Annotated in this window: 16 protein-coding genes and 1 other annotated feature; of the genes, 7 read left to right on the top strand and 9 right to left on the bottom strand. The window is 64.8% G+C overall.

All coding sequences use genetic code 11. The features are described from left to right. Positions 1-2 precede the first annotated feature (2 nt). Positions 3-1,805, top strand: a complete 1,803-nt coding sequence (locus ASE69_RS01655; protein WP_056481977.1) for an acyl-CoA dehydrogenase C-terminal domain-containing protein — start codon at positions 3-5, stop codon at positions 1,803-1,805. Positions 1,806-1,946: 141 nt separating this feature from the next. Here ASE69_RS01655 and ASE69_RS01650 read toward each other — a convergent pair whose 3' ends face one another. From ASE69_RS01650 to ASE69_RS01640, 3 genes are read right to left on the bottom strand one after another with little or no spacing between them, the layout of a single operon-like run. Beyond that, positions 1,947-3,260: a cell wall hydrolase gene (locus ASE69_RS01650; RefSeq protein ID WP_156362084.1), complete on the bottom strand. Its 1,314-nt coding sequence runs from the start codon at positions 3,258-3,260 to the stop codon at positions 1,947-1,949. Then, complete coding sequence (gene cysK, locus ASE69_RS01645) at positions 3,257-4,177, bottom strand: cysteine synthase A (protein WP_056481974.1); 921 nt, start codon at positions 4,175-4,177, stop codon at positions 3,257-3,259. The genes ASE69_RS01650 and cysK overlap by 4 nt, the downstream gene beginning before the upstream one ends. Continuing rightward, positions 4,174-5,526: an MFS transporter gene (locus ASE69_RS01640; RefSeq protein WP_056481971.1), complete on the bottom strand. Its 1,353-nt coding sequence runs from the start codon at positions 5,524-5,526 to the stop codon at positions 4,174-4,176. Before ASE69_RS01640 ends, cysK begins: the two co-directional genes overlap by 4 nt. Before the next feature lie 464 nt (positions 5,527-5,990). On the opposite strand from ASE69_RS01640, the gene pdhA reads away from it, so the two are divergent. Beyond that, positions 5,991-7,043 carry a pyruvate dehydrogenase (acetyl-transferring) E1 component subunit alpha gene (gene pdhA / locus ASE69_RS01635; protein ID WP_056481968.1) on the top strand — a complete coding sequence of 351 codons (1,053 nt, stop codon included), beginning with the start codon at positions 5,991-5,993 and terminating at the stop codon, positions 7,041-7,043. Then, complete coding sequence (locus ASE69_RS01630; protein WP_056481965.1) at positions 7,043-8,470, top strand: pyruvate dehydrogenase complex E1 component subunit beta; 1,428 nt, start codon at positions 7,043-7,045, stop codon at positions 8,468-8,470. Before pdhA ends, ASE69_RS01630 begins: the two co-directional genes overlap by 1 nt. Before the next feature lie 45 nt (positions 8,471-8,515). On the opposite strand, the gene ASE69_RS01625 is transcribed toward ASE69_RS01630, so the two are convergent. From ASE69_RS01625 to ASE69_RS01615, 3 genes are read right to left on the bottom strand one after another with little or no spacing between them, the layout of a single operon-like run. Continuing rightward, complete coding sequence (locus tag ASE69_RS01625; RefSeq protein ID WP_056481962.1) at positions 8,516-9,229, bottom strand: TadE/TadG family type IV pilus assembly protein; 714 nt, start codon at positions 9,227-9,229, stop codon at positions 8,516-8,518. After that, the gene (locus ASE69_RS01620) at positions 9,226-9,819 is read right to left on the bottom strand and encodes a TadE/TadG family type IV pilus assembly protein (RefSeq protein WP_056481960.1); all 594 of its coding nucleotides are present in this window, start codon (positions 9,817-9,819) and stop codon (positions 9,226-9,228) included. The genes ASE69_RS01625 and ASE69_RS01620 overlap by 4 nt, the downstream gene beginning before the upstream one ends. Continuing rightward, positions 9,816-11,678: a TadE/TadG family type IV pilus assembly protein gene (locus tag ASE69_RS01615; RefSeq protein ID WP_056481957.1), complete on the bottom strand. Its 1,863-nt coding sequence runs from the start codon at positions 11,676-11,678 to the stop codon at positions 9,816-9,818. Before ASE69_RS01615 ends, ASE69_RS01620 begins: the two co-directional genes overlap by 4 nt. Positions 11,679-11,783: 105 nt before the next feature. On the opposite strand from ASE69_RS01615, the gene ASE69_RS01610 reads away from it, so the two are divergent. Further along, entirely contained in the window at positions 11,784-12,467 is a 684-nt protein-coding gene (locus ASE69_RS01610; RefSeq protein WP_235517906.1) for a squalene/phytoene synthase family protein, read from the top strand. 65 nt (positions 12,468-12,532) lie between these two features. After that, positions 12,533-13,003: an EF-hand domain-containing protein gene (locus ASE69_RS01605; RefSeq protein WP_056482977.1), complete on the top strand. Its 471-nt coding sequence runs from the start codon at positions 12,533-12,535 to the stop codon at positions 13,001-13,003. Here ASE69_RS01605 and trmFO read toward each other — a convergent pair. Then, the gene (trmFO, locus tag ASE69_RS01600) at positions 12,939-14,306 is read right to left on the bottom strand and encodes a methylenetetrahydrofolate--tRNA-(uracil(54)-C(5))-methyltransferase (FADH(2)-oxidizing) TrmFO (RefSeq protein ID WP_056482974.1); all 1,368 of its coding nucleotides are present in this window, start codon (positions 14,304-14,306) and stop codon (positions 12,939-12,941) included. The two genes, ASE69_RS01605 and trmFO, sit on opposite strands and share 65 nt — an antisense overlap. 58 nt (positions 14,307-14,364) lie before the next feature. On the opposite strand from trmFO, the gene ASE69_RS01595 reads away from it, so the two are divergent. Both ASE69_RS01595 and ASE69_RS01590 read left to right on the top strand, forming a co-directional pair. Beyond that, entirely contained in the window at positions 14,365-14,808 is a 444-nt protein-coding gene (locus ASE69_RS01595; protein WP_056481951.1) for a DUF488 family protein, read from the top strand. A gap of 102 nt (positions 14,809-14,910) precedes the next feature. After that, positions 14,911-14,966, top strand: a sequence feature (sul1 is cis-regulatory element that is thought to sense ions involved in sulfur or methionine metabolism; They are found in Alphaproteobacteria). A gap of 71 nt (positions 14,967-15,037) precedes the next feature. Then, positions 15,038-16,510 (top strand): SulP family inorganic anion transporter, encoded by a 1,473-nt coding sequence (locus ASE69_RS01590; protein ID WP_056481948.1) that lies wholly within the window; start codon positions 15,038-15,040, stop codon positions 16,508-16,510. A gap of 73 nt (positions 16,511-16,583) precedes the next feature. On the opposite strand, the gene ASE69_RS01585 is transcribed toward ASE69_RS01590, so the two are convergent. Both ASE69_RS01585 and ASE69_RS01580 read right to left on the bottom strand, forming a co-directional pair. Continuing rightward, on the bottom strand, positions 16,584-16,928 hold the full coding sequence (locus tag ASE69_RS01585; protein ID WP_056481945.1) for a hypothetical protein: 345 nt from the start codon (positions 16,926-16,928) through the stop codon (positions 16,584-16,586). Positions 16,929-16,939: 11 nt separating this feature from the next. Continuing rightward, positions 16,940-18,403, bottom strand: a complete 1,464-nt coding sequence (locus ASE69_RS01580) for a L,D-transpeptidase family protein (protein WP_056481940.1) — start codon at positions 18,401-18,403, stop codon at positions 16,940-16,942. Positions 18,404-18,490: the final 87 nt, after the last annotated feature.

Raw genomic sequence — 18,490 nt, 5'->3', positions numbered from 1 at the left:
CCATGCCCCAGTATACGCCCCCCGTCCGCGACACGCGTTTCGTCCTCGAGCATGTCGTCGGGCTCGATCGCTACAATAACCTCCCCGGCTTCGATGCGGCCTCGCCCGACGTCGTCGACGCGGTGCTGGAGGAAGGCGGCAAGTTCGTCGCCGAAGTGCTGTTCCCGCTCAACCTGTCGGGCGACCAGCAGGGTTGTACGCGGCACGAGGACGGCTCGGTGACGACGCCGGACGGCTTCAAGGAAGCCTACAAGCAGTATGTCGAGAGCGGCTGGGCGACGCTCGGCAACCAGCCCGAATATGGCGGGCAGGGCATGCCGCACGTCGTGTCGACCGCGTTCCAGGAATACATGATCTCGTCGAACATGGCGTTCGCGATGTATCCCGGCCTCACGCACGGCGCGATCGCCGCGCTGATCGCCAAGGGCTCGGACGCGCAGAAGGCGATGTACGTGCCGAAGATGGTGTCGGGCGAATGGGGCGGGACGATGAACCTGACCGAGGCGCAGTGCGGCACCGATCTCGGCCTGATCCGTACCAAGGCCGAGCCGCAGGCGGATGGCTCGTACGCGATCACCGGCACGAAGATCTTTATCTCGTCTGGCGAGCATGACCTGACCGAGAACATCATCCACCTCGTGCTGGCCAAGACGCCGGGCGCGCCGGACAGCTCGAAGGGCATCTCGCTGTTCGTGGTGCCGAAGTTCCTGGTTAACGAGGACGGTTCGCTCGGTGCGCGCAACGGCGTCACCTGCGGGTCGATCGAGCACAAGATGGGCATCCACGCGAACTCGACCTGCGTGATGAATTATGATTCGGCGACCGGCTGGCTCGTCGGCGAGGAGATGAAGGGCCTCGCCGCCATGTTCATCATGATGAACGCCGCGCGTCTCGGCGTCGGTCTCCAGGGTCTCGGCGTGGCGGAAGTCGCGTACCAGAATGCCGTCCAGTACGCGCATGATCGTCGCCAGGGTCGCGCGCTGACCGGGCCGAAGGAGCCGCAGGAGAAGGCGGACACGCTGTTCGTCCATCCCGACATCCGCCGCATGCTGATGGAGGGCAAGTCGCTGACAGAAGGCCTGCGCGCGCTGATCCTGTGGACCGCGCTCCAGGCCGATCTTGAGCATCATGCCGAGACCGAGGAGGAGCGCCAGCTTGCCGGCGACATCATCAGCCTGCTGACCCCGGTCATCAAGGGCTATGGCACCGACATGGGCTATGCGATCGCGACCAACGCGCAGCAGGTTTACGGCGGTCACGGCTACATCGCCGAATGGGGCATGGAGCAATATGTCCGCGATGCCCGGATCGCGATGATCTACGAGGGCACCAACGGCGTCCAGGCGATGGATCTTGTCGGCCGCAAGCTCGCGCAGAATGGCGGGCGCGGGATCCAGGCGTTCTTCAAGCTGGTCGCGGACGACGTCGCTGCGGCGAAGGGCGACCCGGCAACGGCATCGTTCGCCGAGGCGCTGGAGAAGGCGAACGGCCAGCTTCAGGCGGCGACGATGTGGTTCATGGCGAACGGCATGAAGAACCCCGAGAACGTCGGCGCGGGCGCGGTCAGCTATATGCACCTGATGGGGATCGTCGCGGTCGGTACGATGTGGCTGCGGATGGCGGTCGCTGCGACCAAGCTGAAGGCGGCGGGTGAGGGCGAGACCGCGTTTCTCGACGCCAAGCTGGTGACGGCGCGCTTCTACGCCGAGCGGATCCTGCCGGATGCAGGCGCGCTGCGTCGGAAGATCGAGGGTGGGGCGGAGTCGCTGATGGCGCTGCCGCCCGAGATGTTCATGGCCGCCTGATCGGATCTGCCTTCTGCTCCCCTCCCTGGAAGGGAGGGGCAGGGGGCGGGTCGGTTTCCGCGGATCCGAACCGTTGTGGCTCAAGCGGGCCGACCCACCCCCAACCCCTCCCTTTCAGGGAGGGGGGCAGGTTGCGCTTCCCTACTTAGGAGCGGCGGCAGTGGCTGGCGTGTTCGCCGGCTGCGGCGGCGTGGCCACCACCGTCTTCCGCCGCACCCCATTTAATTCGGCGGCCGCTGGTGCAGTCGGCATAACCCCAGCAGGCACCGGCACAGCCGTCAGCGTCGCCTGAACCTTCATGCACTGCGTCGGATCGGCGCGCTTGAACTGGCGGCAGTTCCACAACGACTTTTCGTAATTGCTCGACCGGTCGCGCAGGTAGCTGAAGCCCAGCACGGCGGTCTGGGCGGGTGCCAGCGGGAGCGATGTCGCCGCCTTGCTACCGTCCGTCCACGCCATGTAGCGGCAGAACGGCTTGTCCCCGCACGCCTGTGCCGCAAGCGTGGTGAGCCCGTCCGCGGTCTGGCCACGGGGCAGGGCTACGAGGATCGTATCGCCATCGACTGGCACCGCGGGAGCAGGTGTCGTCTCGGTAACGGGTCCAAACCCCATCGCGATCGAAGCCTCCGCCAGCGCGGCATCCGCCTCAGCCAACGCCGCGCCGGTTTTGTGCGCGTCCGACAGCTCGGCAATCTGCGCAATGACCGGCTCGACCGTCTCCGGATGACGGCCGAACGCAGGTGGCGTGCCCCACCAGCCCGACCAACGGAAGAACAGATGCGTGTTCACCGCGGTGATCTTGTCGAGGCTCGACTGCCAGTACGGCACGACCCAGTCGGTATGGTAATGCGTCGCATAGCCGACCTGCTTGAACACCGCCCCGGATAGCGACGCCGCCGCCACTTCGCGCGCGCGACGCCAAGCGTCCTCCGTCGGATGCCAGCGGGTGAGCGCGCCGTCGCAGCTGAAGCTGAACTGGCATCCCGTCGAACGGTCCTGCCCCTCGAACACCACGCCGCACACGGTCTTCGGAAAGGCCGGGTGGTGCAGTCGGTTGAGGACGACCTGCGCGACGGCGCGCTCGCCGAGCGTGTCGTCGCCGGCCTCGTAGAGGATGCCCGCCGCCATGCAGTCCGTCGCGCGCGCCAGATCATCCGGGCCGCCGGCGAAGCGGAACGGCCGTGCCGCCGGGTTGGGATCGGTCGAGAACGGCACGGTCGCGTTGAACGCACGCGCGTCCTCGGGGCTGAGATCGACGAACTTCACCGGCTCGACCTCGGGCACTTCGGCTTGCGGCACGACCCGGCCCGCGGGCAGCTTCACCCGCTTCGAGGCGTGGACGATCGTGGGCGGGTCGGCGACGACCAGCGCAGGCCCGACGATCGCCAGCGCGGAGATGCCGACGAGAGTGGCGCGCAGCACCTTCGTGCCGCGCGCGGAAAGCTCTGCTGTCACTTTTCGGGCAGGAAGTCCGGGACCGACAGATAGCGCTCGCCGGTGTCGTAGTTGAACCCGAGAACCCGAACGTTGTCAGGCAGATCGGGCAGCTTCTGAAGGATCGCTGCGAGCGTCGCGCCCGAGCTGATGCCGACCAGCATGCCCTCTTCGGTCGCCGAACGGCGCGCCATGTCCTTGGCCACTGCGGCATCGACCTCGATCACGCCGTCGAGCGCCTGCGTGTGCAGATTAACCGGAATGAAGCCCGCGCCGATGCCCTGGATCGGGTGAGGTCCCGGCTGACCACCGGCGATCACCGGCGAGGCGGCCGGCTCGACCGCGTAGACCTTGAGCGACGGCCATTCCTTCTTCAGCGCCTCCGCAACGCCGGTGATGTGACCGCCGGTGCCGACGCCGGTGATGATCACGTCGATCGGCGTATCGCGGAAGTCGGCGAGAATTTCCTGCGCGGTCGTAGCGACATGCACGGCGATGTTCGCAGGATTTTCGAACTGCTGCGGCATCCAGGAGCCGGGTGTCTGCTCGACCAGTTCCTTCGCACGCTCAATCGCGCCCTTCATGCCCTTCTCGCGCGGGGTCAGGTCGAACGTAGCGCCGTATGCGAGCATCAGGCGGCGGCGTTCGATCGACATGCTCTCGGGCATGACGAGGACGATCTTGTAGCCCTTAACCGCGGCGACGAGTGCCAGGCCGATGCCCGTGTTGCCGCTTGTCGGCTCGATGATCGTGCCGCCGGGCTGGAGATGGCCGTCCTTCTCGGCCGCCTCGATCATGGCGAGCGCGATGCGGTCCTTGATCGAACCGCCGGGGTTCGAGCGCTCGGACTTCACCCAGACTTCGGATTCGGGGAACAGCTTCGACAGGCGGACGTGCGGCGTGTTGCCGATCGTATCGAGGATCGAGTTGGCCTTCATGGCTTGGCTTCTCCGTGTTTGGGTTCGGTCTCTAGGATCTCTGGGGGATCAAAGGTTTTCGCGCGGCCTAGTTCCGGGAACAGTCGCGCCCAGCCGATCGTGATCGCAATAGCACCGACCCCGCCGAACACCACTGCGCCTACGGGGCCGAGCAACGAGGCCATCACGCCGCTCTCGAATTCGCCCAGTTCGTTCGACGCAGAAATGGTGAGCTGAGACACCGCGCTGACGCGGCCGCGCATCGCATCGGGCGTGTGGAGCTGGATCAGCGACTGGCGGACATAGACCGAGATCATGTCCGCGCCGCCCGCGACGATCAGCGCGACGAGGCTGAGGACGAAGGCGGGCTGGACGGGGATGCCGCCGATCGTACCGGGCGCAATGCCGAGCAGGTTCACGATCGGCGTGGCGACGCCGAAGGTCAGGATCGCGAGGCCGAACACGACGACGGCGATCAGCATCTTCACGCCGACATTGGTGCTCATCGGGCGGACCGAGAACCAGATCGCCGTCACCGCCGCGCCAATGCCCATGCCCGCCGCGAGAACGCCCAACCCCTGCGAGCCGACGTGGAGGATGTCGCGCGAATAGACCGGGAGCAGCGACGTCGCGCCGGCCAGCAGCACCGCGAACAGGTCGAGCGTGATCGTCGCCAGCACGAGGCGGTTACGGCGGACATAGGTGAAGCCCTCGATGATCCGGGCGAGGGGGCGGTGATCGGTCTGCGCGGCGGGCTGCGGCACCGGGCCGATCAGGAACATGAAGAGCAGCGCGACGACGAACAGGATCGTCGCGACGCCGTAGGCGACCTCCGGGTGGATCGCGTAGAGGAGGCCACCGACGCTGGGGCCCGCGATGGTGCCGACCTGCCAGGCGATCGAACTGATCGCGATCGCGGTTGGGAGGACGGCGCGGGGGACCAGGTTGGGAGCGAGCGCGGAATAGGCCGGGCCAGAGAACGCTCGGGCGACGCCGAACGCTACCGCAGCCACGAACAGCACGCCGAGCGTGAGGTGGCCGGTCCAGGTCAGCAGCCACAACGTCGCGGCGGTGAGCACCAGCAGCGCGGTCGTGCCGCGGACGATCCAGCGGCGGTCGAAGCTGTCCGAGACGAGCCCAGTGATTGGGGTGAGCAGGAACAGCGGCACGAACTGCGCGAACCCGATCATGCCGAGCATGAAGGCCGCCTGGCGGATGTCCATCGTCTCGCGGGCGATGTTGTAGACCTGCCACCCGATCACGATCGACATCGCGCTGACCGCGATGGTGCCGGTGAAGCGGGACAGCCAATAGGCGCGGAAATTGGCGATCCGTAAGGGATGCTGGTGGGGGGCTGCGGTGGAGTCCATTGCTGTTGGCTTTAGGCTGGGGTGCGCGGCGAGGGCAACCGGAGCTTTGCTTGGGGTTGGGGATAGTAGCCTGGCCGAAGATGTCCTACCGAAGAAAGCTTGTTTCCCCGCGAAGGCGGGAGCCCAGTCTGGGCTCCCGCCTTCGCGGGAGAACAAGGGGGCGGGGGGCTACGTTGCCGCGCGTGTGCGTGCGATCATCTCCTCCGTCCCCTCAGGACCACCCCGGCGAAGGCCGGGGCCCAGTTGGGGGACGTTGCTAACTGAGAACAGCGCGTCGTTACTACGACCTCCCAACTGGGCCCCGGCCTTCGCCGGGGTGGTAGCCTTTCGAACCGCAACAGGTGGGACAAGACCCCATCCCACACCCCGCAAACTAACATACCCCAGACGGGAATTGATGTTCCGCCCCGTCCGCGCCTATAGGCTCCCTCAACTCCCCTACGGAAAACGAGGTTTCCCACATCGTGGCCAAGACCCCCCCACCAGCACGCGCAATCGCCGAACCGCCGATTACGAACCGCGAACGACCGGCCGAACCGAAGCCGTACGAAGCGTCGAAGGACGAACTGCTCGAAATGTATCGGCAGATGCTGCTGATCCGCCGTTTCGAGGAAAAAGCGGGCCAGCTCTATGGCTTGGGCCTGATCGGTGGCTTCTGCCATCTGTATATCGGCCAGGAAGCCGTCGCTGTCGGCTTGCAGTCCGCGCTCAACGGCGAGACCGATTCGGTGATCACCGGCTACCGCGATCACGGCCACATGCTTGCCTACGGGATCGATCCGAAGGTGATCATGGCCGAGCTGACCGGGCGCAATTCGGGTATCTCGAAGGGCAAGGGCGGGTCGATGCACATGTTCTCGACCGAGCATAAATTCTACGGCGGCCACGGCATCGTCGGGGCGCAGGTGTCGCTCGGCACCGGCCTCGCGTTCAAGCACAAATACTCGAACGACGGCGGCATCTGCATGGCCTATTTCGGCGACGGCGCCGCGAACCAAGGCCAGGTGTACGAGAGCTTCAACATGGCCGAGCTGTGGAAGCTCCCGATCATCTTCGTGATCGAGAACAACCAGTACGCGATGGGCACGAGCGTCAATCGCGCTTCCGCCGAGGACCAGCTGTATCGCCGCGGCGAGAGCTTCCGGATTCCCGGCATCCAGGTCGACGGCATGGACGTGCTCGCCTGCCGCGGTGCCGCCGAGGAAGCGTTGGCGTGGGTCCGTGCGGGCAAGGGGCCCGTCATCCTCGAGATGAAGACGTATCGCTATCGTGGCCACTCGATGTCCGATCCGGCCAAGTACCGTACGCGTGACGAGGTCCAGGCGGTCCGCGACAAGTCGGATCCGATCGATCACATGAAGAAGCTGCTCGACGCGCAGGGCGTGACCGAGGCGGACCTCAAGTCCCTTGAACAGGAAATCAGGAAAATCGTGAACGAAGCCGCCGATTTCGCCGAACAGACGCCCGAGCCGGATCCCGCCGAGCTCTACACCGACGTTCTGGTGGAGAAGTACTGATGGCGATCGAGATCAAGATGCCCGCGCTCTCCCCGACGATGGAAGAGGGCACGCTGGCCAAGTGGCTCGTCAAGGAAGGCGACAGCGTCAAGTCGGGCGACATCCTCGCCGAGATCGAGACCGACAAGGCGACGATGGAGTTCGAGGCGATCGACGAAGGCACGATCGGGTCGATCAGCGTGCCTGAGGGCACCGACAACGTGAAGGTCGGCACCGTCATCGCGACGATCCTCGAAGAGGGCGAGAGCGCGAGCGACGCCAAGCCAACCGAGGCGCGCTCCGGCGATGCGGCCAACGCCGCGCCGAAGGAGACGCCGTCGGACGACAAGGCACCACCGGTTCCCGAAGGCGCTTCGCCTGCCAAGGCCGAGAGCGGCACGCAGCAGCTCGTCGCATCGGCCGAGAAGGTCGGTATCTCCGACCCCGCGATTCCCGAGGGCACCGAGATGGTCAAGACGACTGTCCGCGAAGCGCTGCGCGATGCGATGGCCGAGGAAATGCGCGAGGACGACCGCGTCTTCGTGATGGGCGAGGAGGTTGCGCAGTATCAGGGCGCGTACAAGGTCACGCAGGGGTTGCTCGACGAGTTCGGCGACCGTCGCGTGATCGACACGCCGATAACCGAATACGGCTTTGCCGGCATCGGTGCGGGCGCGGCGATGGGCGGCCTTCGCCCTATCGTCGAGTTCATGACCTTCAACTTCGCGTTGCAGGCGATCGACCACATCATCAACTCGGCCGCCAAGACCAACTACATGTCGGGCGGCCAGATGCGCTGCCCGATCGTGTTCCGCGGTCCCAACGGCGCCGCGTCGCGCGTGGGTGCGCAGCATTCGCACAACTTCGCGGCGTGGTATGCGAGCGTCCCCGGCCTGATCGTGATCGCGCCGTATGACGCGGCGGACGCGAAGGGCCTGCTCAAGGCCGCGATCCGCACCGAGGATCCGGTCGTGTTCCTCGAGAACGAGCTGATGTACGGCCGCAGCTTCGACGTCCCCAAGCTCGACAACCACGTCCTGCCGATCGGCAAGGCGCGGATCGTCCGCGAGGGCAAGGACGTGACGATCGTCAGCTACTCGATCGGCGTCGGCATCAGCCTCGAAGCCGCCGAGAAGCTTGCCGAAGAGGGCATCGACGCGGAGGTCATCGACCTGCGCACGCTGCGCCCGCTCGACACCGAGACGGTCCTGAAGAGCCTCGCCAAGACCAACCGCATGATCATCGTCGAGGAAAATTGGGCGACCTGCTCGATCGCCTCTGAGATCGTGTCGGTGGTGATGGAGCACGGCTTCGACGACCTCGACGCACCGGTGCTCCGCGTGACCAACGAGGACGTGCCGATGCCCTACGCGGCGAACCTCGAAAAGCTGATGCTGGTCGATGTCGCAAAGGTCGTGACGGCGGTGAAGAAGGTTACGTACAAGTAAGAAGATGGGCCGGGGTTCTGCGAGGAACCCCGGCTTATACCGCCGTCATGTCGTGAACTTGTCGCAGGTCGACCGGATTGCGGCGGTTGCGGGCGCGGGATTAAAGATCTGGGAGAAATCCCGTCTGTCCCTGACGATGAACGAAGCGATATAGTGGAGCTTGGTGGCGCCGCTCGGCAGCCAGGCGGTACCCACGACCGGCATATAGTCGTAGTTTATCTCGACGAACATCAGCCCCGAATTCGGCGGCGCGATGACCTTGGCACCTGCGTCGCCCATGCCCCCCGCCGATATGATGCCATCGTTGGCGGCATTGGTATCGGTGCCGTCGGTCGCCGACGTGGCGCCATAGCTCGATGCATAGCCAACCCCTGACTTCAGTCCTAGACAGCGCTGCCAGTGGATCACCTGATTGCCGTTCTGTTCCTCCAGGCTCGATAGCGTCACGCGCCCCCGGGTCGATAGCTTCATCGCCGCGCCTTGGTTGCGCAACGCTGCCAGAACGTCGTTGATATCGACCTCGCGGAGTTGCTCCGTCGCAAGCGAACTCTGCACGCCGACGCGAGATGCGTTGTCGGCGAGGTTCAGCGCCATCTGGCTGATGCGCAGATTTGCCAGCGCAAGATTTGCCGTCTCGACGCCGTACAGACCGAGCGCGAGAACGATCGGCATCGACAGAGCGAACTCGAGCAGCGCTAGCCCCGAGCGGTCGCCCGACAATCTGCGCGCCGATTGGCAAACACGTGCGATCCTGGTCATGTGCATACCGACTTTACCGTAATCGTGGTTTGCGTCGCATAGGGCTGGTTCTTGAGCAGGGTCTTGGCGCGGATCGTTTGGGTTGGCGCGACCCCGAAGAAACTCATGACCGGAAACAGGCGGGGATAGACGACGGTGACGGTATACAGGGTGACGTCGTCGGCACCGCCTTGACCAGTCTTGCCCGGATCGAGATCATAGGTATTGTTCCCGTTGATATCGTCGAAACATTCCTTCGGATCGCGAACGCCGTTGCCGTTGGTATCCGTAAACGGTTCCGGATTGACCGAACTGAAGCTGGCGTAGCTTTTGCGGGTCGCGGAGAAGGTCGCTTGCGCGGCGATACTCTGCACCATCGTCGCCACCTTGGAATCGATGACCGCAGTGTTCTCCGAACCACCCTGGATAGCGGAATCCCGTCCAGCCTTTTGCAGCGCACCGTCGAGAATGGATTGGACATAGGTCTGATAGATCAGCTCACCCAGGCCCATGATCATCGCCAGCATGACGGGAAGGACGATCGCGAACTCGATGATCGTCGCACCGGTCCGATCGGGTGCAAGCGAAGAGACCTTGCGGCGCCGGGTCACTTGGACACCCGCAGCATCGCAACCTGCGTCGCGATATTCTGGAAGACATCCCGCAAATCCTTGTCGGATTTTGGCGCGAACGCCATCGCCGTCGTGGTCGCGCAAGCCCTTTCCTCGTTAGTGATGGCATCGCCCAGCGCGACGACATAGACTCGGATGTTTCGAGCCCGCGCGGCGTCGCACTCTGCGAGGAACCGGGCGTTATGCCGTGCAGTATAATCGTCCATGTCGGGATAGTTGCCGCCGGTTACTCGTTCGTCATACCGCTCGACGCCGTACATCCCGTAAATACTGGCGTTCGGTAACATCGCGCCATCGGTCATGAACACGATATACCGGTTGGGCGCGTTGCGGCCGGGCCAGGCCGCGGTATCGTCCTTGAATATACCCGTCGGGGATATGAACCGCATCCCCCAGATCATGCCGGTATCGTGATACGTGCCCCCAATGGCCCGAAAGTCCGCGGCGTTCACGTAACCGCTGACATCGTTACGGCTCATCGGCGCGAGCCTCCGCGCCGGCTTGCCGCACGACACGTAACCTGACTTCAGATATGCGGGATCACCACCGTAATTCTGAAACGATCCAGGGTAATCACGGTCGCCGACATCGATGCTGTCGTAATCATACCGGTAATAGTATTGCTGGGGCCATAATGGCTTCCAGCGCGTGGCGTCGCTATCGGGCACGTAGTCGGGGTCCAAATCGTCAGGCAAGTTTGCGGGATCGAACGACGTACTCGGCGTCGTATCGCGTTCCTCGATGCATCCCTGCCACCGATTGTCGTTGGGGCCGTTCAGCTTGCTGGGATCGGCGACGTAGTCCCCGGCAACATATCGCGATACGTCCATCAATGGCGTCTTGGCATAGCGCCACAGCGGAACGACCGTCTGTTCCGATACGGTGCACGTGCCGCCATTGGAGGATCCCCAACTGGATCTGCGAACCAGCGCTTCGCCCGCGCTGTTATATCCGGTCGGTGGGTACCGGCCTCCCGCTGCCGTACAGTTGGCCTGTGACGTCCTCGTGGTAGTCGACGACCGCGGATTCCCGACCGCGTCATCCCCGACGATCCGCCGCGACTGATAGGACCAGTTCTTGACGAGGTAATTGGGGTCGATCGCCGTGATCGCCGCGCCGACGTTCACCGTCGAAGTATAGGGCACGAAGCCATAGCGAATATGCGTCGACGGATCGGCGTTGGCGGCGAGCGTGTCGTAGAAGACCATGACGGCGTTGCGGAGCGCGACGATCCGTGACGTCGGTTTTTCCGTGTAGGAATAACCCGGAGTCCCGTCGGGACGCGTATAGGTCTCGTTGGTCATCGTGCACCCACCCGTCTCGGAGGGCGCGCAGGTCATCGACCCGGTCGTGTCGAGGATGAACATGACGTCGGTGTCGGCCACGTCGTACCGCGCTTCGCACGTCACGGTGAGCGTCACGTCCGGCGCCGCGAACATCTTCATGATCGTCATCGGAACGACCGACTTGGCGATACCGGCAACCTGCTGATCAGACGTCTTGGACGGGGTAAAATCCGCAGTCTTCGTACCCAGCCAGCCCAACCGAAAGTTGTTCTTGAAGAACGCGTTGGCCTGCGCTGTTGCAGTTGAGTCGAGCGTGGTGGCGTTGCTGCTCGTCATGAACTTGCGACCGGCAAGTGCGCCGGCATCGCACGCCTGCTGCAATCTTACCTTGACCACATACATGCGCGCCACGTCGATCGCCGATCCCGCCAGCGCCGCCAACGGGATCAGCGACGCCGCCATGATCGCAAGCGTATTGCCGCGGACGTCCGTTCTCAGCCGGCCCAGCACGGTGGTCGGCGTATCCGCCCGTTTGCTGTGATTGATGCGCATGCTAAGTCCCTGACGTCGATCGGTATCGACCACGCTGCCTCCTTGCGCGACGATCCGGTAAGCCCGGCTCAAGGAACATGGTTAACAAACCCAGGAATAGATGCGGTGCGCCTTACGCTTCGCTATTGCGTCGGGATGATATCGCCCAATCCCGAGCAAAAGCTTGCACTCAGCTACGCCCCGCAAGAAACACGTCAGGCGCTCAAAACGCTGTTTTTGCTCGATGAAACCCTGGGGGCAATCGTCCGAACGACGCGCGAGCCGATCATCGGCCAGATGCGCCTGACATGGTGGTACGAAGCGCTCGGCCGTCTCGATACGGTTCCGGCGCCCGCCGAACCCGTGCTGGCGGCACTTCAGAACGAGGTACTGCCATTCGGGGTATCGGGCGCGATGCTGGGCAAGTTGACCGATGGTTGGGAAGCGCTGCTTGAGCCCGATCTCGATGCAGGCGCGATCGAGCGTTTCGCACGCGATCGTGGACGGCGTCTGTTCGATCTCGCGGCGACGATCGTTTCGGTGACCGACGACCGGATCGGCCTTGCGGGAGAGGGGTGGGCGCTGGCCGATCTCGCGCAAAAGCTGACGGAGACCGCCGGCCGTGAGGTGGCCCGTGTTCGGGCGAGAGCGGCACTCGATCAAGCTTTGCAGGGACGATGGCCTTCATCGGCGCGCGCTCTGGGGGCGCTTGCCGTGTCAGCCCGGTTCGACATGACGTCCGGAGCCACTGGATCCGGCAGCCCGAAGCGCGTCGCGCGGTTGGCGTGGCACAGATTGACCGGATACTGACCAATCGGATGGGGATCGTCTGCGGCGAGGCCTAGCGTGTGCGCTGGGCAATGGGGGCGGCGGCGATGTGGCGATATTTGGCGGGTGGGGCGGCCGTGATCGCGTTGATTGCTGCGGGGTTCATGTTTTTTAGCGGGAAGGCGCGGCCGGGTCCGCTGCTGCCGCCTCAGCCGATGGCGCAGGTGAGCGGCGCCGCGAGCGCGTCCGATCCGCTACCCGATACCGCGCCCGAGGCGACCGACAAGACTCGCGAGCAGAAGCGGTTCGATCGCTACGACAAGGACCGCGATGCCAAGATCACGCGCGAGGAATATCTGGTCCAGCGGCGCAAGGCCTACGCGCGGCTGGACGTGGACGGCGACGGCAAGCTGTCGTTCGACGAATGGGCGGTGAAGGCGACGACCAAGTTCGCGGACGCCGATCGTGACAAATCCGGCGCGATGACCGCCCCGGAGTTTGCTACGACGGCGGTCAAGCGGAAGGGGCCAGCTCGGGTGAATTGTCCGCCAGTTCAGCCTGTTGCCGAGGAGAGTTGAGCCACTCTGCAAGCGCCGCTCGACCGCGATCGGTGTACATCCGCTTGCGATCCGCCTTCTTCGTGCGGCCCGTGATCGGCGGGAACAGCCCGAAGTTCACGTTCATCGGCTGATACGTCTCGACCTCTGCGCCACCCGTGATGTGCCCGAGCAGCGCGCCGAGCGCGGTCGCGTAGGGCGGCGGCGTCAGCGCCTTGCCGGTGAGTTCGGCCGCCGCGAACAACCCCGCGAGCATGCCGATCCCGCAGCTCTCGATATATCCCTCACACCCGGTGATTTGGCCGGCGAAGCGGATGTTCGGGCGCGACTTCAACCGCAGCGTCTCATCGAGCAGTTCCGGCGATCGGATGAACGTGTTGCGGTGCAGACCGCCCAACCGCGCGAACTCGGCGTTCTCAAGACCGGGGATCGTGCGGAACAAGCGGACCTGGTCGGCGTGCTTCATCTTGGTCTGAAAGCCGACGATGTTCCACAGCGTGCCCTGCGCATTGTCCTGGCGAAGCTGGACGACGGCGTGCGGCCAGCGCCCGGTCTTCGGGTTATCGAGCCCGACTGGCTTCATCGGACCATAGCGCAGCGTGTCGACACCGCGCTCTGCCATCACCTCGATCGGCATGCAGCCGTCGAAATAGGGCGTGTCCTTCTCCCATTCCTTGAACGGGGTCTTCTCGCCATCGATCAGGCCCTGGTGGAAGGCCAGATACTGGTCCTTGTCCATCGGGCAGTTGATGTAGTCCTTGCCCTCGCCCTTGTCCCAGCGCGATGCGAACCAGGCCGTGTCCATGTCGATCGAGTCGCGGTGGACGATCGGCGCGAGCGCGTCGAAGAACGCCAGCGCCTCGCGGCCGGTCTCGGCGCCGATCCCCGCGGCAAGCGAGGCGGCGGTGAGCGGACCCGTGGCGATGATCGTCGGGCTGTCGGGCAGTGCATCGATGCGTTCGCGGACGAGCGTAATGTTCGGGTGCTGGTCGATCGCCTCCGTCACGCTGGCCGAGAAATTGTCGCGATCGACGGCGAGCGCGGAGCCGGCGGGGACGCGGTGGATGTCCGCCTGGCGCATGATCAGCGATCCGAGCGTACGCAGTTCCTGATGGAGCAGCCCGACCGCGTTGGCTTCGGCATCATCCGACCGGAAGCTGTTCGAGCAGACGAGTTCGGCGAGGCCGTCGGTCTGGTGCGCAGGCGTCTCTTCACCGCTGCCGCGCATTTCGGACAGGCGGACCTTAAGGCCGGCTTCGGCGAGTTGCCAGGCGGCTTCGGAACCGGCGAGCCCGCCGCCGATGACGTGAATATCGTGGGTCATTCGGCTCAGATAGCGTCGGACGCTTGCCGTGTCAGGTCCGCAATACCACTTCGACTGCATGACAGACCCGACGAAGATCTTCACGATCGGCTATGAAGCGACGACGATGGCCGATTTCCTCGCGGCATTGAAGGCGGCGGGGGTGGAGCGTGTGATCGACGTCCGGGCGCTCCCGTTGTCGCGCCGACCAGGATTTTCGAAGACCTCGCTCGCCGCGTCGTTACGCGAGGTCGAGATTGATTACGTGCACCTGAAGGCTCTGGGAACGCCGAAGCGTGGGCGCGATGCGGCCAAGAAGGGCGACGTCGCGACGCTGACCGCGGTCTATGACGAACAGCTCAAGCTTCCCGAGGCTCAGGCGGCGGCAGCGATCATGCTCGGGCTGGCAGCCGAGAAGCCGAGCGCGCTGCTCTGCTACGAGCGCGACCCTTGCCACTGCCACCGCACCTTGCTGCTGCAGGCGGTGGGTGAGGGGGCTGAAGTGGTGGATCTGTTTACCTAGGAAAGGTCGAACTCGCGTCAAACGCTTCGTCAGGATGACGTGCAGGGTTCATGGCCGAAAGTTGCATCGAGCCCCAGTCGCCGCTAACGAGCACCCATTCGCCCTGGACCCGGTGCAATTCCGGGTGGCTATTCCGGCCGCCGATCCGCCGGACAACGCAACGACGCCTCTGAAGTGAACCGCCTGCCAAGACAGCGCCGCGGTTCGTGCGTCCTATGCGGATACATCCATGACATCCTTATATCTTTCTCGTTACCGAGCCGAATGGTTCAGCGGCCCGACCGCCGCACGCCGCGACATCCTCGCCGGCATGGTGGGCACGTTCGCGCTTATCCCCGAAGTCATCGCGTTCTCGTTCGTCGCGGGCATCGATCCCGAAGTCGGCCTGTTCGCGTCGTTCGTGATCGGCATCGTCATCGCCTTTGCCGGCGGGCGCCCAGCTATGATCTCCGGCGCGGCCGGCTCTGTTGCGCTGGTGGCCGCCGCGCTGGTCCACGCCCACGGCCTGCAATACCTGCTGGTCGCGACGATGCTCGCAGGGCTGCTCCAGATCGCGTTCGGGCTCGCCAAGCTCGACGTGCTGATGCGGTTCGTCTCGAAGTCGGTCCGCACCGGGTTCGTCAACGCACTCGCAATCCTGATCTTCTCCGCGCAGGTGCCGCAGATGGTCGGCGTCAGTTGGCCGGCCTATGCGATGATCGCCGGTGGTCTCGCGATCATCTACCTCATGCCGCGCATCTCGAACGCCATCCCGTCGCCGCTGATCTGCATCGTCGTGCTGACCGCGATCGCGATGTGGGTGCCGATGCCCCTCAAGACGGTCGGCGATCTCGGCAAGCTGCCCTCCACGCTGCCGTCGTTCGGGATCCCCGACGTGCCATTCACCTGGGACACGTTGCGGATCGTCGCCCCCTATGCGCTGGCGATGGCCGCGGTCGGGTTGCTCGAATCGATGATGACCGCCAGCGTGGTCGACGATCTGACCGAGACGACGAGTTCGAAGGCGCGCGAGTGCACCGGGCTGGGCCTCGCCAACATCGCCGCGGGCGCATTCGGTGGTATCGCCGGTTGCGGCATGATCGGCCAGACCGTCGGCAACGTCCGCTATGGCGGGCGAGGACGGCTGTCGACGCTGGTCGCAGGCGTGTTCCTGCTGGTTGTCATGGTACCGCTCAGGCCTTGGGTCGCGCAGGTGCCGGTCGCGGCGCTGGTCGCGATCATGATCATGGTGTCGATCAGCACCTTCTCCTGGGGCTCGATCCGCGACCTTGCGCGGCATCCCAAGATGTCGAGCGTGGTGATGGTCGCGACCGTGGTTGTCACCGTCGCGACGCACGACCTGTCACTCGGCGTCGGTGTCGGCGTACTGCTCAGCGGCGTGTTCTTCGCATGGAAGGTCACGCGGCTGATGGACGTCACGGTCGAGCACGACGGGGCGAGCGACACGCGGATCTACCGTGTCGGCGGACAGGTGTTCTTCGCCAGCGCCGATATCTTCGCGGACCGCTTCGATCTTCGCGAGACCGCGCGTGCAGTGCGGATCGACCTAACGAGCGCGCATCTTTGGGATGTCACTGCCGTCGCGGCGCTGGAGGACGTGGTGGCCAAGCTGCGGCGTCACGGCACGACCGTCGAAGTCGTCGGGCTGAACACGGCGAGCGAGACGCTGGTCGATCGCCACGCGCCCTTGCTGCTCGACTAACGTTGAGCAACGTAGAGGCTTGGCAGCTTTACCGAGGTAACGCTGCCAAGCCGCTGTCGTACTGTAGTTTTGCTTACTGCTGCGGAACCGTATCGTTCTCGACTGGCGCTTCGTCGCGCGTCACGCGTGCGGTCATGCCTGTCGCATCGGCATCGTCGCGCATCTGCTCGTCGGGTGCGACCGGCGGTTCGCGTTCAGGCTCTACCGCGTTCCCCGTCGGGGGAGCCTCGACCGGTGCAGTCTCGACCGGTGCGGGCGCAGGCGTCGGCGCGGCTTCGGACTCGGTGACGCCGGTATCCTCGACCATGTTGGTATCGGTCGGCGGCTGGTCGGGCTCCGAGCGCGAGCAACCGGCCAGTGCCATCGCGGCGAGCAGGCCGCCGGCGATGGCGGTACGGGTGCGGGTGGACATCGTCATGTCTGGTCCTCTCAACGAGCGGCGATCGTCTGGCGAGCGGTGCGCGCCTCGATCTTGGAAGCGAGGGTGCCGTCCCAGTTATAGGGATCGGCGCGGAAGTTCATCTGGCCGTTGCCGCTGGCAAACGCGGTCCAATACAGCAGGTACACCGACACAGGCTTGGTCAGGCGAGCACGGACCGTGTCACCCTTGGCGACCGCGGCGTCGACCATCTCGGGCGTCCAGGACGGATCACCCTTGAGCAGCAGGTCCGCGAGTTCCGCAGGCTTTTCAAGGCGAACGCAGCCATGGCTCGCAAGCCGGCTGAAGCTCGCGAACTTCGCACGGCTGGGCGTATCGTGGAGATAGACCGAATAGTCGTTGGCGAAATCGAACTTGAACCGGCCCAGCGCGCTCTGGTCGCCGGCCTGCTGCTGAAGCCGCGTGCCGTCGATCACCTTGATGCCGTTGCGCTTGAAATAGCCCGGGTTGGCCTTCTCCTTCGGCCAAAGCTCCTTGGTCGCGATCGATGTCGGCACGTTCCACGGCGGATTGATCACGATGCTGTGGATCGTCGAGGAGAGCATCGGCGTCTCGTCGCCTGGACGCCCCGTCACCGCGCGCATCGACTGTACGGGCGTATCGCCGTCGAACACCGTCAGCACGGCGGCGGCGATGTTCACCTGGATACGATCGCGCGGCAGGTCCTGCGGCAGCCAGCGCCAGCGCTCCATGTTCGCCATGATCTGACGCACGCGGTCGCCGGCGGAGACATTGAGTGCGGCAAGAGTCTGCGTCGAGACGATCCCGCTAGGATTGAGGCCATAGCGACGCTGCGCGCGGCGTACCGCTTCCACCAGCGGCGAGTCGAAACGGTCGCCGCTGGTCGCAACGTCCTTGTCCTCGGCCGCGAGACGCTTGCGTAGAGCGATGACGCGAGGACCGGTCGCGCCGATCGTGAAATCGGGACCGGAGGCTAGTGGTGCCCAGCCGCCCGCAGACGCGATCGAACGATAGTTCTGGAGGCCCTTCCGCAGGCCGTCATACCCCGCATAGGGCGGTGGCAATGATGCGAACCATGCTGCGATCCGGTCGAGCCGCACGGCATCGGCAAAGGCAGGTGTCGGATCATAGGCCGGTGGACGCAGGCCCCAATCCCGCTGGAAGTCGGCTTCGCTCAGCCGCCCCGCATGCACCGCGCGCGCATGATCGAGTGCCGCGCGGACGAGTTCGTCCTTGCTCGGCGCGGTGGTCGACGCGGTTGCGGCCGACTTCAGGCCCTGCGCGACGATGTCGCCATTAAGCAGTCTGTCGAGCAACACGGCCTGCGCGTCGCTGAGCGGCGGCACGGTGATCACCGGCGGCGCCAGCGTCGGCGTCGGCATTGCAGCAGGCGCGGTCGGGACGACCGGCGGCGGCGTAACCTGCGCGAACGACGCGGTCGCCATTAACAGCGGTGTTGCCGCGAGCACCGACCGGATCACGCCAGTCTTCATTCGTCCATCATCGAAACCGCGAGCCATAATCGTCCTGTCTTGTATCCGGTCGATGCTTTCGCACGACGTAGCTCTCCCTTAGCTGAA

Source organism: Sphingomonas sp. Leaf208 (genome assembly GCF_001421415.1).
GTDB lineage: Bacteria > Pseudomonadota > Alphaproteobacteria > Sphingomonadales > Sphingomonadaceae > Sphingomonas.
The sequence above is the reverse complement of the archived record's forward strand: the minus strand, read 5'-3'. Positions and strand labels throughout refer to the sequence as shown.

Excerpts from the sequence above, each read along its gene's own strand:
- ASE69_RS01655 (WP_056481977.1), top strand. The coding sequence starts at position 3 with ATGCCCCAGTATACGCCCCCCGTCCGCGACACGCGTTTCGTCCTCGAG.
- cysK (WP_056481974.1), bottom strand. The coding sequence starts at position 4,177 with ATGAAGGCCAACTCGATCCTCGATACGATCGGCAACACGCCGCACGTC.
- ASE69_RS01640 (WP_056481971.1), bottom strand. The coding sequence starts at position 5,526 with ATGGACTCCACCGCAGCCCCCCACCAGCATCCCTTACGGATCGCCAAT.
- ASE69_RS01630 (WP_056481965.1), top strand. The coding sequence starts at position 7,043 with ATGGCGATCGAGATCAAGATGCCCGCGCTCTCCCCGACGATGGAAGAG.
- ASE69_RS01625 (WP_056481962.1), bottom strand. The coding sequence starts at position 9,229 with ATGACCAGGATCGCACGTGTTTGCCAATCGGCGCGCAGATTGTCGGGC.
- ASE69_RS01615 (WP_056481957.1), bottom strand. The coding sequence starts at position 11,678 with ATGCGCATCAATCACAGCAAACGGGCGGATACGCCGACCACCGTGCTG.
- ASE69_RS01605 (WP_056482977.1), top strand. The coding sequence starts at position 12,533 with ATGTGGCGATATTTGGCGGGTGGGGCGGCCGTGATCGCGTTGATTGCT.
- trmFO (WP_056482974.1), bottom strand. The coding sequence starts at position 14,306 with ATGACCCACGATATTCACGTCATCGGCGGCGGGCTCGCCGGTTCCGAA.
- ASE69_RS01595 (WP_056481951.1), top strand. The coding sequence starts at position 14,365 with ATGACAGACCCGACGAAGATCTTCACGATCGGCTATGAAGCGACGACG.
- ASE69_RS01590 (WP_056481948.1), top strand. The coding sequence starts at position 15,038 with ATGACATCCTTATATCTTTCTCGTTACCGAGCCGAATGGTTCAGCGGC.
- ASE69_RS01585 (WP_056481945.1), bottom strand. The coding sequence starts at position 16,928 with ATGACGATGTCCACCCGCACCCGTACCGCCATCGCCGGCGGCCTGCTC.
- ASE69_RS01580 (WP_056481940.1), bottom strand. The coding sequence starts at position 18,403 with ATGAAGACTGGCGTGATCCGGTCGGTGCTCGCGGCAACACCGCTGTTA.